The sequence below is a fragment of the Mesorhizobium sp. B3-1-6 genome, from assembly GCF_006439555.1.
Lineage (GTDB): Bacteria > Pseudomonadota > Alphaproteobacteria > Rhizobiales > Rhizobiaceae > Mesorhizobium.
In genome coordinates this window covers 1-14,706 of sequence record NZ_VFTM01000007.1, presented here as the reverse complement: position 1 = coordinate 14,706, position 14,706 = coordinate 1, and the positions used below count along the sequence as shown (strand labels likewise).

The window sequence follows — 14,706 nt, the reverse complement described above, 5'->3', positions numbered from 1 at the left end:
TCTTGGCGCAATTCCGGACGGAAAACCGCCTCACACTTTTCCGGGAATTGCTCTATTCGGCCGGCGCCGCGCCGACCTGCCCGGCGACCTCCTGGTCGAGCTCGCCGAGGAAATCCGTGATGCGGGCGGCATTGTCGCCGAGGTCGTAGCGGCCGTAGCGCGAGGCCGAGCGCATGTCGACGACCACCTGCTCGCCGTCGTCGGTGACGCGGATGGCGACGTCGGCCGGCAGTCCGAGCACGAAGCCCTTGGCCAGCGCATTGATGGTCGCCTCGCTCTGGCCGTTGATGTCGGGATAAGGTGCCGTCAGCTGCCAGTCGCGGCGGTCGAGCACGGTTTCAACAGCGTCGACGACGGTTTCGAAAGGCAGGTTGTAGCTGCGCCCGCTAACTAGCGGATAGGCGTCGGCCTGCAGGCTCTGTTCGCCCGGGGTGGGCGGCGACAGCTCGTTCATGTCGGCGGTGCGTTCGCTGGTGTCCAGCACCGGCGGATCGTCGAGATCGGTCGAGATGTCGCGCAGCGGCGGATAGATCGTCGCCCAGTAGACGGCGACGCCGTATGGCGCCAGCACCAGAAGCGCCAGCAGCGCGCCGATGCTGAGATCGCGGCCACCGCGATCGCCGAAACTCCAGACCCTGGACAGACCGAGACCAGCCAGCAAAAGGGCAAGCGCCGCCAGCAGCGCCACGACCGCCAGCACCCACAGGAAAGGCGGTGTGTCGACGAGACCCAGCCTGTAGGCTGCAATGACGGTGAGCAAAAGGACGAGGGAAAATGCCCCGACCCGCCGCGACCAGCCGGCCGCCCTCGACGTCTGCCGTTCAGGAATAGATGCCATTCTGTGCCGTGTCGTCCCAACCCGCGCCGAGAGTTAGCGGTTTTTGACGCCGGCTTGAAGCCGAAAGATCAGACATTTTTGGTCAATCCGTCGGCAGGCGGTAATCCTTGAACTGGTCGCGTAAACTGGTCTTCTGGATCTTGCCGGTGGCGGTGTGCGGAATTTCGCCGACGAAAGCCACGTCGTCGGGCATCCACCACTTCGCCACCTTACCGCTCATGAAGGTGAGGATGTCGCCCTTGCTCGGCTGCCTGCCGGGCTTGCTCACGACGACCAGCAAGGGCCGCTCACCCCATTTCGAATGCGGGATGCCGATAGCCGCCGCCTCCGCCACGTCGGGATGGCCAACGGCGAGATTCTCGAGATCGATGGTCGATATCCATTCGCCGCCGGACTTGATGACGTCCTTGGCGCGATCGGTGATCTGCATGTAGCCGCTGGCGTCGATATGGGCGACATCGCCGGTGTCGAACCAGCCATCGGCATCGAACTGCTCGGTGCCGGCGCCGCCATAATAGGCGCGGGCCACCGCGGGGCCGCGCACCTTGAGATGCCCGAAGGTCTTGCCGTCCCAGGGCAGCGCGTTGTCGTCGTCGTCGGTCACTTTCATTTCGACGCCGAAGGGCGAAAAACCCTGCTTGCCCTGGACATCGAGCCGCGCCTCGCCAGTCAGCGTCTCATATTGCGGCTTCAGGGTGCAGAGCGTGCCCAGCGGCGACATCTCGGTCATGCCCCAGGCATGCACCACCTGCACATCGTAGTTGTCCTGGAACTTGGCGGTGATGGCGCGCGGACAGGACGCGCCGCCGATGACGACCTTCTTCAGGTGAGGCAGCTTCTTGCCGGTCTCCTCAAGATATTGCAGCAGCATCATCCAGACGGTCGGTACGGCCGCGCTGAACGTCACCTTCTCGGTGTCGAGCAGATCATAGATCGAGGCTCCGTCCATCCTGCAGCCGGGCATCACCAGCTTGGCGCCGATCATCGGTCCGCTCTGGCCGAGACCCCAGGCATTGGCGTGGAACATCGGCACGACAGGCAGGATCACATCCCGGGTGGATATGCCCATGGCGTCGGGCATGGCGGCCATCATGGCGTGCAGGACATTGGAGCGGTGGCTGTAGAGCACACCCTTCGGGTCGCCCGTCGTACCCGAGGTGTAGCACATGCCGGCGGCGGTGTTCTCGTCGAACGCCTTCCAGGCGAAGGCGCCATCGGCCTCGGCCAGCCATTCCTCATAGGCGACGGCATTCGCCAGCGACGTTTGCGGCATATGCGCCCGGTCGGTCAGCACGATCACCTTTCTCAGCGACCGGATTGCGCCGGCGATCTTTTCCAGAAGCGGCACGAAGGTCAAATCGACGAAGATCGCCTTGTCCTCCGCATCGTTCATGATCCAGGCGATCTGCTCGGGAAAAAGCCTCGGGTTGAGCGTGTGATAGATCGCGCCGATGCCCATAATGCCGTACCAGGCCTCGATATGGCGGGCCGTGTTCCAGGCAAGGGTTGCGATGCGGTCGCCGAGCCTGAAGCCGTCACGCTCCAGCCGCTGCGCCACCTTGAGCGCCCGGTGATGGATTTCGGCGAAGGTGGTGCGCACGATTGGGCCTTCGATCGAACGCGACACGACCTCCCTGCCGCCGTGCTGGCGTTCGGCATGGTCGAGCAGCTTGTGGCAAAGCAGCGGCCATTCCTGCATCAATCCAAGCATCTGTTCCTCCCCTTTGCGCATTCGCGTCGTTTGTTTCACGCATTGTGGAACGAACCGGCGGTTTGTCCAGCCGCCATAAGTAGAAGCCCGTGGATGGATCGAAGAACCTAAAAAACCGCCATAATCCGGCCATCGTCGCCGTTAAGCTTCATTAACGGGCTGGGTGAGATTGGCGAATGGAGTGGTTCGCATGGACGCGCAGCTCGACGATAAGGCCCTCGAAAGCACGCTTGCCGAAAGTCTGGACGTTCTGACGCCGGACACCAAAACAGTTTCCGAAGATGAATTTGCCGAAGTCGTCGGCGGCGCGCTGGAGGCCGTCGGCGGAACGTTGCTGTTCAAGATGCGCGTCGAAAACGGGACCGAGGGTGAACATGTCGCCGCGGCCTGCGTCGGCAACGCCGACAATCGTCAGTTCCTGCTGCTGACGTTGCCGACCAGCGGCGGCGCGCTGAAGGTCGAAACCGCGGCGAGAAGCACCAATCCGGTTGCGGGCATTGCCGCCGCCTATGCCAGCCTCATGGATGCCTTCAAGACGGCCGCCTGATGGCTGCGTGACAGACATTCAATGAATGGTGATGACACCTCGCACCGCGCGGGCTTGCGCGACGCGCTTGTCCGACACATGTAAATCTCCCCCAAGGAGACCATTCATGGACAAGCTCGCCAACCCCGCCCCCGGCTTCCAGCGCAACCCGGACAAGGCGATCACCGTCGAACCCTATCGCGGCAGCGTCATCGTGCGCGCGGGCGACACCGTCATCGCCCGGTCGACCCGGGCCAAGGTGCTGTCGGAGCCGCCCTACGCGGATGCTTTCTACATCCCGTTCGACGACATCGATTTCAGCAAGCTGGCCGCCACCGAGCACTCGACGCATTGCCCGTACAAAGGGGATGCCAGCTACTGGAGCGTCCGCGAAGCCGGCGACGTCGGCGAAAATGCAATGTGGGCTTATGAGACGCCATTCGACGAGATGGCCGAAATCCGCAATCACGGCGCATTCTATACGAGCAAGGTAACGGTCGAAGCTGAGCCGGGCTGAGCCTTTGTTGGCCCGCCAGAGGTGCCTTGAGATTCAGGTCAGGCCGAGCCGACAAAAACGAGTTCCGAGAACCGGCCTACGCCGGCCGTAGCCTCAACTGACGTGCCATTCATGAGTGCTTCGGCTGGCGAAGGCCGGAAGCGCAGGGACTCGCTGTTCGCAGGCCGGCTTCACCTGAATATCATGGCAACTCAGTCCGTCGTGCCGTCGTTGCCTATGCCCTCGGCATCGTCGAGGCGCACGAAGGTCATGCCCTTCTGCTTCAAGGCGAGCAGCCCCTGAACCACGCCCTCGCCGGCCGCATGGGTCGGCTGGTTGATGTGGGCGATGATGACGTCGCCGTCCTTGGCGGCGGCGATGCGGCGCGCGGTTTCCTTCGCGCCGAGCAGCGAGCCGCCGTCGCCATTGACCGAGAAGCCGGCGATCTTGAAGCCCAGCCTGCGGATCATGGCGATCGCCGAGGGGCTGTATTCGGCGGTTGCGCCGCGAAACCATTTTGGCGCGGGCCCGCCTGCGCCGGCTAGCGCGGCGGCGCCGGATTCGACCTCGGCCTGCACGGCGTCCGGGCTGCCGGCGCTGCGGATGCCGTAGATCTTCTGCGGCGTATCGACCGCCGGAATGTGGCGGCCGCCGTGGTTTTCGAGTTCGAACAGATCGGGATGCGCCCGCATGATCTCGACGGCTTCGGCATTGCGCTTCAGCCAGATGCCGGTAACGAAGATCGTCGCCGGTATCCTGTTGTCGACGAGCGCCGAAAGTATCCTCGTGTCGGTCTTGCCGCCGCAGGCATCGAGCGTCAGCGCGACGCGCCCGCCGCCGACCTCGAGGCCCTGCGGCTTCACATGCAGCGTCGGCTCGAGCAGCGGCGCGGCTTTGACCGCCGACGCCGCGAACAGCGACAGCGCCATCGCGCAAAGGGAATTTCGAAGCACGCCCATCATTCGTTCCAAACCGGCACGTTCGGGCATTCTCCGCGCCGCGCCAACAAAACTTGCCTCTACAAAGCCCGCATCTAGGCGAAAATCGGGACGGCAAACAGCGCAAAAAGCAGCAGTCGCGAAAATTTGCTTTCGCTTAGACCGCGGCCTCCAGCGCCAACTCCGTTCGCGCCAGCAGCTGGAGCACGGCATCGACGACCGTGTCGACCTCCAGGCGCCAGGCGCAACACGCCTTGTTGGGATCAGGCCGTTCGCACAGGTCACCGCCGACGCAATCGCAAGGCATGGCCGGGCGCACCGCGATGCTCGGCACGCCGACCGGTCCCCAGTGGACCGGGCTCTGCAGGCCGAACAGGCCGACGACCGGAGTGCCGACCGCGGCGGCCATGTGCATGGGGCCGCTGTCGTTGCCGAGAAACAGCCGCGCCTGCTTGAACAGCGCCGGCAGCGTGTCGAGCGGGAGCGCTCCGACCAGATTGACGATCGGCGTCTTCGCAGCCGCCAGGATCTTTTCGACCACCTCGTTCTCGTCCGGGCTGCCGACCAGGGCGACGTCCAGACCTGTCTCAGCCGATATCCGGTCGATCGCGGCGGCAAAGCGCTCCGGCTGCCAGCGGCGCCCGGGGAAGCTTGCACCGGCATGCACCGCGACGAAGGCGTTCGGCCGAAGGTGGACCTTGTCCAGCAGGGCCAAGGCTTTCGTCGTCTCGAACGGCAGCGGCCGAATGTCGGGATCCCGCACACGCAACTCTATGCCAAGCGCCTCCAGCGGCGAAAGGTAACGATAGAGAAAATGCTGCTCGCCATAGCCGAACGGCTTTGCCTTGACATTGGCAGGTTGGCGCTCGAGCCAACGCGGGGGCCTTTCTGACGGGTGATATCCGACGCGAATCCGTGCACCAACCAGTCCTGAGATGAATCGCGACGTCTTCGTATCGGTGATGTCGACGACCATATCGAAATGGCCGCGGCGTAACTTAAGGAGCGTGAGAATGAGCTCCTGCGTGCGCCGCAGCGGCGTGCCGCGCATATGGGAACGGCGGAATGTCACGACCTCCGAGGCGACGTCGTTGGCCGTGAGGAGGCCGGCGAAGCGGCCATCGCAGAGGAAGACGATGCGCACGCCGGGATATTCGAGCTGCAGATTCCTCGCCAACGCGGAGGAAAGAACGAGATCGCCAATGTGCTTCGTTTGCAGGATCAGGATCGACCGGACAGGGCCGGAGAGAAGCTGCGACACCCGTGTCCGGGCGCCGGATAGATCGGAGTCCACGAAGCTGGGCTGAGACGTCGACATGTGGAGCCGTCATGCGCTTGTTTCACGTGGCTCTCATATACAAGATGGCAAGATCGTGGACCAGAGTGACTCGCGCGCCGACAGGCGCCTTCCACCGTTTCACGGAAAAAGCGAAGGGGCCGCGCCCAACGTTTCATACCTTCCTGGGATTGGTCCAAAAGGGCGCTACGCCGCCGACGGGCAACTTTCCGGCGAATGTCAGACCGCGGCCTCCAGGAGCACCTCGGTGCGCGCCAGCAGTTCGAGCGCAGCGTCGACGACCGGATCGACCTCCAGGCGCCAGACGCAGCATGCCTTGCGCGGGTCGGTCCGGCGGCAAAGGTCGCCGCCGACGCAGTCGCAAGGCATGGATGGCCGTAACGAAATGCTGGGCACCCCGATCGGCGCCCAGCGAACCGGGCTGGTCAGGCCGAACAGGCCGACGACCGGCGTGCCGGCCGCGGCCGCCATATGCATCGGCCCGCTTTCGTTGCCGAGAAACAGCCGAGCCTCCTTGAGCAGCGCCAGCAGCGTCTCCAACCGCAGCGTGCCCGCCAGGTTGACGACTGGCGTCTTGGCCGCGGCCATGATCCTGTCGGTCGCCTCGCTCTCGTCCGGACCGCCGACCAGAACCACGCGCAGGCCGGTTTCGCGGACGATCCTGCCGATTGCCTCGGCAAAGCGCTCCGGCTGCCACCGGCGACCCACGAAGCTTGCTCCGGCATGGACCGCAACAAAAGCGTTTGGCCGGATCTGGTGCCTGGCGAGCAAGGCCAGGGCGCGCGTCGTCTCGAAGGGCAGCGGGCGAATGGCCGGCGCCCTGACGCGCAGATCGACGCCCAGCGCCTCCAACGGAGACAGATAGCGGTAGAGATAATGCGTCTTGCCAAATCCGAAGGGCTTCATCCTGACGTTGGCGGGTTGACGCTCGTGCCAGCGCAAAGGCCGCTCCGTCGGAAAATAGCCGACCCTGACCGGAGCGTTGACCAGTTCGGAAATGATCCGCGAGGTCTTGGAATCGGTGATGTCGATGGTCATGTCGAAACGGTGCTGCCGCAATGTGCGCACCATGCGGAAGAGCTCGCGACCCCGCTCGAGCGGCGAGCCACGCATCTTGGCACGGCTGAAGGGGACGACCTCGGAAGCTATGCCATGGGCAGTCAGGAAGCCGGCGAAATGCGCTTCGCAAAGAAACACGATCCGGACGCCCGGATATTGAAGCCGCAGGTTCTTCGCCAGCGCGGAGGCAAGCACGATGTCGCCGATGAACTTGGTCTGCAGGATCAGGATCGAGCGGTAAGCGGATGGGGAAATCTGCAACATGGGTTTTCCGACACCAATAGATTCGGTGTCGGAAAGTCCCTTGAAACGGTGTCGAGATTCAGGGCCGTCACGCGCACGTTCGCGTGACATTGCATACAAAACCGTAAGGTATCCGAATGCCCCTTGAGCGCGCCGCGCTGAAACGAATTCAGGCAGCGCGCTTCAAGTCTTTGTCTTGATGCATGTCGTTGTCCCAGAACCGCTGCGCACTTCTGGGCGACATGGTCTTTGCTTTGATGCATGTCGTTGTCCCAGAACCGCTGCGCACTTCTGGGCGACATGCATCAGGAAGCGCGTTTTGCAGCGCCCTTCGCCGCCGCCACGGCCGCCTGCGCGGCCGCCAGCCGGGCGATCGGCACCCGGTAGGGCGAGCACGAGACGTAATCGAGGCCGACCTCCTCGCAGAAACGGATCGAGGCCGGATCGCCGCCATGCTCGCCGCAGATGCCGAGCTTGATGCCGGGCCGCGTCGCCTTGCCTTTTTCGGCCGCGATCCGCACCAGCTCGCCGACGCCGTCGACATCGAGCGACACGAACGGATCCTGCTCGATGATGCCCTTCTGCCGGTATGTTTCGAGGAAGGATGCCGCATCGTCGCGCGAGATGCCGAAGGTGGTCTGCGTCAGATCATTGGTGCCGAAGGAGAAGAATTCGGCCGCCTCGGCGATGACATGGGCGCGGATCGCCGCGCGCGGCAATTCGATCATCGTGCCGGTCAGATAATCGATCTTGGTGCCGCTCTCCTGCATCACGCTCTGCGCGACCGCGTCGATGCGCGCCTTGACATATTCCAGCTCCCTCACGAGGCCAACCAGTGGCACCATGATTTCCGGCACGACAAGCGCGCCGGCCTTGTGGCCGGCCTCGACCGCCGCCTCGAAGATGGCGCGCGCCTGCATCTCGGCGATCTCCGGATAGGAGACCGCGAGCCGGCAGCCGCGATGGCCGAGCATCGGGTTGAATTCGTGCAGCGCCTCCGTGCGCTGCCTGAGCTTGTCCGCCGACACGTTCATGGCCGCGGCGACCTCGGCGAGCTCGGCCTCGGTCTTGGGCAGGAATTCGTGCAACGGCGGATCGAGCAGGCGGATCGTCACCGGCAGGCCGGCCATGATCTCGAACAGTTCGAGGAAGTCCGAGCGCTGCATGGGCAGCAGCTTGTCCAGTGCCGCACGCCTGTCCTTCTCGGTATCGGCCAGGATCATCTCGCGCATGGCGACGATGCGGTCGCCATCGAAGAACATGTGCTCGGTGCGGCACAGCCCGATGCCCTCGGCGCCGAAAGAGCGCGCCATGCGCGCGTCGAGCGGCGTTTCGGCATTGGTGCGCACCTTCATGCGGCGCGCGGCGTCCGCCCATTCCATGATGGCGGCGAAATCGCCCGACAGCTCCGGCTGCAGCATGGCGACCGCCCCTTTCAGCACCTGGCCGTTGGCGCCATCGATGGTGATGATGTCGCCCTTGCGGAAGGTCTGGCCCATCGAGAGCAGCGTGCCTGCCTTGTAGTCGACACGCAGCGAGCCTGCGCCCGACACGCAGGGCTTGCCCATGCCGCGCGCCACCACGGCGGCGTGGCTGGTCATGCCGCCGCGCGTGGTGAGGATGCCCTCCGCCGCATGCATGCCGTGGATGTCCTCGGGGCTGGTCTCGATGCGCACCAGGATTACCTTGCGGCCTTGCGCCTTGGCATCCTCGGCATCGCTGGAGGAAAAAACGATCTCACCGGTGGCCGCACCCGGCGAGGCAGGCAGGCCCATGCCGATGACGTCGCGCGCGGCCTTCGGGTCGATGGTCGGATGCAGCAGCTGATCGAGCGAAGCCGGATCGATGCGGGCGACGGCCTCCTCCTTGGTGATCAGCCCGTCCCTGGCCATCTCGACGGCGATCTTCAGCGCCGCCTTGGCGGTGCGCTTGCCGGAGCGGGTCTGCAACATCCACAATTTGCCGCGCTCGATGGTGAATTCGAGGTCCTGCATGTCGCGGTAATGCTTTTCCAGCCGGTCGGAGATGTCGACGAAAGCCTGGAAGGCGTCGGGCATAAGCTTCTGCAGCGATGGCTTGTCGGAGCCGGCGGCGATGCGCGCCGCTTCGGTGATGTTCTGCGGCGTGCGGATGCCGGCCACCACGTCCTCGCCCTGGGCGTTGACCAGGAACTCGCCGTAGAGCTGCCGGTCGCCGGTCGAGGGATTGCGGGTGAAAGCGACACCGGTCGCGGATGTGTCGCCCATATTGCCGAACACCATGGCCTGGACGTTGATGGCCGTGCCCCAGCTTTCCGGGATGTCGTGCAGGCGCCGGTAAGTGATGGCGCGGTTGTTCATCCAGCTCGAGAACACGGCGCCGATCGCGCCCCAGAGCTGCTCCCGCGGATCCTGCGGGAACGGCTTGCCGAGCTCTTCCTCTACCTTGGCCTTGTAGAGGCCGATCACGCCTTGCCACTCCTGGGCCGAGAGCCCGGTGTCGAGCTCGTGACCGAGGCTCGCCTTCTCGTCCTCGAGGATTTCCTCGAACACTTCGTGGTCCAGGCCCATCACGACGTCGGAATACATCTGGATGAAGCGGCGGTAGCTGTCATAGGCAAAACGCGCATCGCCGGAATCGGCGGCCAGGGCCTCGGCCGTCTCGTCGTTGAGGCCGAGATTGAGCACCGTATCCATCATGCCTGGCATGGAGGCCCGGGCGCCGGAGCGCACGGAAACCAGGAGCAGCTTCGACGGGTCGCCGAAGCGGCGGCCAGTGATGCGGCCGAGATGATCGAGAGCGGAGACGACGTCCGCCTCGAGTGCGTCGGGATAGGTGCGGCCGTTGGCGTAATAGGCGTTGCAGACTTCGGTGGTGATGGTGAAACCGGGCGGCACCGGCAGCCCGAGGCTGCACATCTCGGCCAGATTGGCACCCTTGCCGCCGAGAAGGTTGCGGTCGCCGGCACGGCCCTCGGCAGCGCCGTCGCCGAAGGTGTAAACCCACTTGGTCATGCTTGCCCTCCAGTTCGTGGAAGATAGAACATCCGGATGATTGCCCGGTTCCCCGCCTTCCCCGACCCGAGCGATAGGATGCTGCAGTGCGAAAGGCAAGGCACCGGCCCAGCGGGCATCGCAACTACAATCGATTAAGCAAAAGCTGCGTCAAAAAGACTTGCGGGAGGGGGCGGCGCGATATAGAACATAAAGGGAACATAGTGGGGTAGCGTGATGAAACTCAACGGAAAACTCGACTATCTCGAACTGCCGGCGACAGGCGGCAGGCTGGACAGCGTCAAGTCCTTCTACAGCGCCGCCTTTTCGTGGTCGTTCACCGACTACGGCCCGACCTATGCCGCCTTTGCCGAAGGGCTCGACGGCGGCTTCCAGGCCGATGGCGGCGAAGCGCCGGCCAAGCCGCTTCCGGTCATCTACTGCGAAAACCTCGAGGAAGCGCTGGACGCTGTCGAGAGTGCCGGCGGCACCATCATCAAGCCAATTTTCGCCTTTCCCGGCGGTAGACGGTTTCATTTCACAGATCCGGCCGGCAACGAACTGGCTGTATGGGGATATTAGGAAAGACGCGGATTTCGAGGTATCTTTTGCTGTTGACAGTCTTGCTCACTCCAATAAGTAGCGGCGATCTTCCAACGGCAAAAGCAGACTGATGAAATTCGGCTCAAGCGGCGTTCGGGGTTTGGCTTCCGAATTGGTTGGGAGGCCAAGCGGGCTTTATACCGAGGGTTTTGCCCGGCGCTTGCGGTCGACCGGGTTTCAGCAAGGCAAGGTCTTCGTCGGACGCGATCTGCGCGACAGCAGTCCGGCAATTGCAGAGGACTGCATGGCGGCCCTGGCCGCAGCCGGCTTCCAGCCGGTCGATTGCGGCCCCATCCCCACACCCGCGCTTGCCTTTTATGCCCGCCTGCACGGCGCCGCGGCGCTGATGGTGACCGGCTCGCATATTCCCGCCGACCGCAACGGCATCAAGTTCTACGGGCCGAAGGGCGAGATCGACAAGGCGGACGAGGCAGCGATCACCCATCATGTCGCTGAACTGTCGGACCAGTATCCGTGGCCGCCGGCTCCCGCCGACTGGCAGACCGCCCACGAACAGGCGCGCGTGGCCTTCCGAGACCGGGTCGGCGGCATTCTCCCCCCTGGCGCCCTTTCCGGAATGAGGCTCGGCGTCTACCAGCACAGCACCGTTGCGGCGGCGCTGCTGGTCGAGGTTCTGCGATCCTACGGCGCCGATGTGATCCCCGTAGGCAAAGCGGAAACGTTCGTGCCGGTCGATACCGAGGCCGTCAGCCCGGAAACGATGGCGAAGATGAAAGCCTGGGTGCGCGAATTCAAATTCGACGCCGTGCTCTCGGCCGATGCCGATGCCGATCGCCCTCTCGTCATTGACGACAGTGCCGAGTTGTTCCGCGGCGACCTGATCGGGCTGGCGACGGCGCTGTTCCTCAAGGCCGACATCGTGGTGACGCCGGTCACCTCCAATTCAGGCATCTCCGAGGCTTTCGGGTTCAGCGTCAGGAAAACCAAGGTCGGGTCTCCCTTCGTCATAGTGGGCATGGAGGCCGCGCAATCGGCCCGCGGCATCGTCGTCGGTTTCGAAGCCAATGGCGGGGTTCTTCTGGGGTCGGACTGTTTGGTGAACGGCAGGGTCTTGTCCGCGCTGCCGACGCGGGATTCGTTCTTGCCCATCCTGGCGGTTCTGGGCACGGCGGCATCGACCGGCAAATCGCTGTCGGGCCTGCGCGAAAGTTGGAACCTTCCGGTCTGCGCCAGCGAGCGGCTCGAGAACTTCCCTGTCGAGGCATCGCGCGGCTTGATGCGCAAGCTCGCCGACCGCGATGCGTTGCGGCAATTCCTTGCCCCCTTCGGCACCGTCACGGACGTCGATGAGACCGACGGCCTCAGGGCACGGATGAGCAGCGGCGAGATCATCCATCTGCGGCCTTCCGGCAACGCTCCCGAATTTCGTTGCTATGCCGAGGCCGCCAGCCATGACAGGGCGACCGAAATTGTGGCAATGGCGCTGGAACGGGCGCGGGACAGCACACTGGCAGATGAATCAGAGGCGGTATAACGAAAGTAGCGTCGGCGGTTGCCGCACGCCTGGGGCGCGGCCGGTTCGACAACAACGGGGGTGCGCGCCCCGCATCTCGCTCGATCCCCGAGAGCACCGATGACAAGGACGGCATTGATAACCGGCATTACGGGGCAGGATGGCGCCTATCTGGCCCAGTTCCTGCTTTCGAAGGGTTATAGCGTCCACGGCCTGGCGCGACGGTCGAGCACAGCCGACATCAACACCGCGCGCCTGAAATGGCTTGGGATCGAGAACGACGTGCGGATCGTCGATGGCGACCTGACCGACCTGTCGGGTCTCACTCGAACCATGCGCGACGTAAGGCCGGACGAGGTCTACAACCTTGCCGCACAGTCTTTCGTCAAATCCTCATGGCAGCAGCCGATCCTGACGGGCAACGTCACCGGTATCGGCGTGACGAATGTCCTCGAGGCGCTGCGTCTCGAAATCCCCAAGGCGCGTTTCTATCAGGCTTCGTCGTCGGAAATGTACGGTCTTATCCAGGAGCCGGAGCAGTCGGAAACCACGCCTTTCCATCCCCGCTCTCCCTATGCGGTGGCGAAGGTCTACGGTCACTGGATCACCGTCAACTACCGCGAGAGCTTCGGCCTGCATGCTTCGAGCGGCATCCTGTTCAATCACGAATCGCCGCTTCGCGGCATCGAATTCGTGACACGCAAGGTCACGGACACCGTCGCGCGCATCAAGAAGGGCCTGGCGAGGGAGCTGCGCCTGGGCAACATCGACGCCAAGCGCGACTGGGGCCACTCCAGGGACTATGTCCGCGCCATGTGGCTGATGCTGCAGCAGGATCAGCCCGACGACTATGTGGTCGCCACCGGCAGGACGACGACGGTTCGCGACATGTGCCGTATCGCCTTCGAGCATGTGGGGCTGAAGATGGACGACCATCTCGTCATCGACCCCGACCTGTTCAGGCCGGCCGAAGTCGAAATCCTGCGCGGCAATCCGGCCAAGGCAAAGGCGAAGCTCGGATGGGAAGCGACGATCTCCCTGGAAGAGATGATCCGCGAAATGGTGGACGCCGATCTGGCACGCCACTCAACCGCCAGGCGTTGAAAGGAAGCTCTTGCATCTACGGGTCGATGACTTGACGCGCCGTCTTTTGCCGCGCAGCCGCATGCGGACGACACGTCATGGTCCGTGAGGTCGGCATGCGGATTTTGATGACCGGCGCCAACGGGTTCGTCGGCCCCTATGTGCTCGAAGCGCTGCGCAGCGTTTGCGGCCGCGAAATTGTCGTTGCCGCAACCTCCAAGGATGGCGGTCCGCATCCCGCTTTCGGCCAGGTCGAAGCGCTGGACGTGACGGACGCGGCTGCCGTCCAGGATGCGATCGCCCGTCACCGGCCCACCCATGTCATTCATCTGGCGGCAGTCGCGGCCCTGGGTGCCGCCCAAGCCGATCCCCGCAACGCATGGCGCATTCATGTGGGCGGCGCGCTCAACGTGGCCAATGCCGTGCTCGCCAAGGCTCCGGACTGCTGGCTGGTTCATGTCGGATCGGGCCTGGTCTATGGCGAGAGCGCCAAGACCGGGCGGCCGCTCGACGAACGCACGCTGCTTGCTCCGATCGACGACTACGCCGTGACCAAGGCCGCGGCCGACCTCGCGCTCGGCGCGCTTTCACGCAGGGGGTTGAAGTGTTTCCGGATGCGCCCCTTCAACCATACGGGTCCGGGTCAGACCGAGGCATTTGCCGTGCCGGCCTTCGCCATGCAGATCGCCCGGATCGAAGCGGGCGTGGCCCCGCCGGTCATCCGCGTCGGCAATCTCGATGCGAGGCGCGATTTCCTGGATGCGCGCGACGCCGCCAGCGCGTATGCGCGCGCGGTGCTGAAGAGCGGCGATCTCGCCCCGAACACCATTTTCAATGTCGCATCCGGCGCGTCCTGGCGGATGGGAGACATCCTCGATCGGCTACTGGCCCGGAGCAGCGTCAAGATCGTCACGGAGCAGGATCCGCTGCGGCTGCGGCCGAGCGATTTGCCATGCATCGTCGGCGATGCGACCCGCGCCCGGACCCTGCTTGGCTGGGCGCCCGAGCATCCCTTCGAGGATACGCTTGCGGCCGTTCTCGAGGATTGCCGCGCGCGCGTGGCCCAGGCGTAGGCAAGGATGCGTCGCCTGCTTCCCTGAAGCCTGAGCTGAGCGGCTCCCGCGCCAGCACAGGCGCGAAGCTGCCGCGCGGCGCGTGCGGCTTACGATCCACCGCCGGGTGATCGAGCGATGAACTGGCCGGGAATGACGGCCCGCGTCGCTGCCGATTTTAGTTGATCTCCCGGCATTGAGCTTTGCTCCGCCTCGTCCTATAAGGCCGCGCGCAGCGGGCATACCCGCATGCTGGGGCGTCGCCAAGTGGTAAGGCATCGGTTTTTGGTACCGACATTCCCAGGTTCGAATCCTGGCGCCCCAGCCAACTGCCATCGGTCCGTTCCGGACACATGGGTTACGGTTTATACCGGAGACATGGGTAACACTTTTGGCCCGAAGGGGTTTTGGAGT

At 64.2% G+C, this 14,706-nt stretch carries 12 protein-coding genes and 1 tRNA gene; 7 read left to right on the top strand and 6 right to left on the bottom strand.

Going from position 1 to position 14,706, the window contains the following annotated elements; translation table 11 throughout:
* Nucleotides 1–52: 52 nt before the first annotated feature.
* Together FJ414_RS08390 and FJ414_RS08385 are read right to left on the bottom strand one after the other, a co-directional pair.
* A complete protein-coding gene (locus tag FJ414_RS08390; RefSeq protein WP_140643354.1) occupies nt 53–838 on the bottom strand; it encodes a DUF1499 domain-containing protein in 786 nt (261 codons plus the stop codon).
* 82 nt (nt 839–920) lie between these two features.
* Nucleotides 921–2,549, bottom strand: a complete 1,629-nt coding sequence (locus FJ414_RS08385; RefSeq protein ID WP_140643352.1) for a fatty-acid--CoA ligase — start codon at nt 2,547–2,549, stop codon at nt 921–923.
* A 190-nt stretch (nt 2,550–2,739) separates the two neighbouring features.
* Between FJ414_RS08385 and FJ414_RS08380 the strand changes: the two genes are divergently transcribed.
* The gene (locus FJ414_RS08380; protein ID WP_140643350.1) at nt 2,740–3,096 is read left to right on the top strand and encodes a hypothetical protein; all 357 of its coding nucleotides are present in this window, start codon (nt 2,740–2,742) and stop codon (nt 3,094–3,096) included.
* A 106-nt stretch (nt 3,097–3,202) separates the two neighbouring features.
* Nucleotides 3,203–3,592: a DUF427 domain-containing protein gene (locus FJ414_RS08375; RefSeq protein WP_140643348.1), complete on the top strand. Its 390-nt coding sequence runs from the start codon at nt 3,203–3,205 to the stop codon at nt 3,590–3,592.
* 191 nt (nt 3,593–3,783) lie between these two features.
* Here the strand turns inward: FJ414_RS08375 and FJ414_RS08370 are convergent, their stop codons facing one another.
* From FJ414_RS08370 to ppdK, 4 genes are all read right to left on the bottom strand, one after another.
* On the bottom strand, nt 3,784–4,530 hold the full coding sequence (locus FJ414_RS08370; RefSeq protein WP_140643344.1) for a polysaccharide deacetylase family protein: 747 nt from the start codon (nt 4,528–4,530) through the stop codon (nt 3,784–3,786).
* A gap of 136 nt (nt 4,531–4,666) precedes the next feature.
* Nucleotides 4,667–5,770 carry a glycosyltransferase family 9 protein gene (locus FJ414_RS08365; RefSeq protein ID WP_246672336.1) on the bottom strand — a complete coding sequence of 368 codons (1,104 nt, stop codon included), beginning with the start codon at nt 5,768–5,770 and terminating at the stop codon, nt 4,667–4,669.
* 255 nt (nt 5,771–6,025) lie between these two features.
* Nucleotides 6,026–7,129, bottom strand: a complete 1,104-nt coding sequence (locus tag FJ414_RS08360) for a glycosyltransferase family 9 protein (protein ID WP_140643340.1) — start codon at nt 7,127–7,129, stop codon at nt 6,026–6,028.
* 284 nt (nt 7,130–7,413) lie between these two features.
* Complete coding sequence (gene ppdK / locus FJ414_RS08355; protein ID WP_140643338.1) at nt 7,414–10,101, bottom strand: pyruvate, phosphate dikinase; 2,688 nt, start codon at nt 10,099–10,101, stop codon at nt 7,414–7,416.
* A 216-nt stretch (nt 10,102–10,317) separates the two neighbouring features.
* Between ppdK and FJ414_RS08350 the strand changes: the two genes are divergently transcribed.
* The 5 genes from FJ414_RS08350 (at nt 10,318) to FJ414_RS08330 (ending at nt 14,620) form a co-directional block, all read left to right on the top strand.
* Nucleotides 10,318–10,662: a VOC family protein gene (locus FJ414_RS08350; protein WP_140643336.1), complete on the top strand. Its 345-nt coding sequence runs from the start codon at nt 10,318–10,320 to the stop codon at nt 10,660–10,662.
* A gap of 91 nt (nt 10,663–10,753) precedes the next feature.
* Nucleotides 10,754–12,178 (top strand): phosphomannomutase, encoded by a 1,425-nt coding sequence (locus FJ414_RS08345; RefSeq protein WP_140643333.1) that lies wholly within the window; start codon nt 10,754–10,756, stop codon nt 12,176–12,178.
* A 99-nt stretch (nt 12,179–12,277) separates the two neighbouring features.
* Entirely contained in the window at nt 12,278–13,261 is a 984-nt protein-coding gene (gene gmd / locus FJ414_RS08340) for a GDP-mannose 4,6-dehydratase (protein WP_140643330.1), read from the top strand.
* 77 nt (nt 13,262–13,338) lie between these two features.
* Entirely contained in the window at nt 13,339–14,313 is a 975-nt protein-coding gene (locus FJ414_RS08335) for an NAD-dependent epimerase/dehydratase family protein (RefSeq protein WP_246672335.1), read from the top strand.
* Between the two features lie 232 nt (nt 14,314–14,545).
* Nucleotides 14,546–14,620 (top strand) — tRNA-Gln (locus tag FJ414_RS08330).
* The last annotated feature ends 86 nt before the right edge of the window (nt 14,621–14,706 follow it).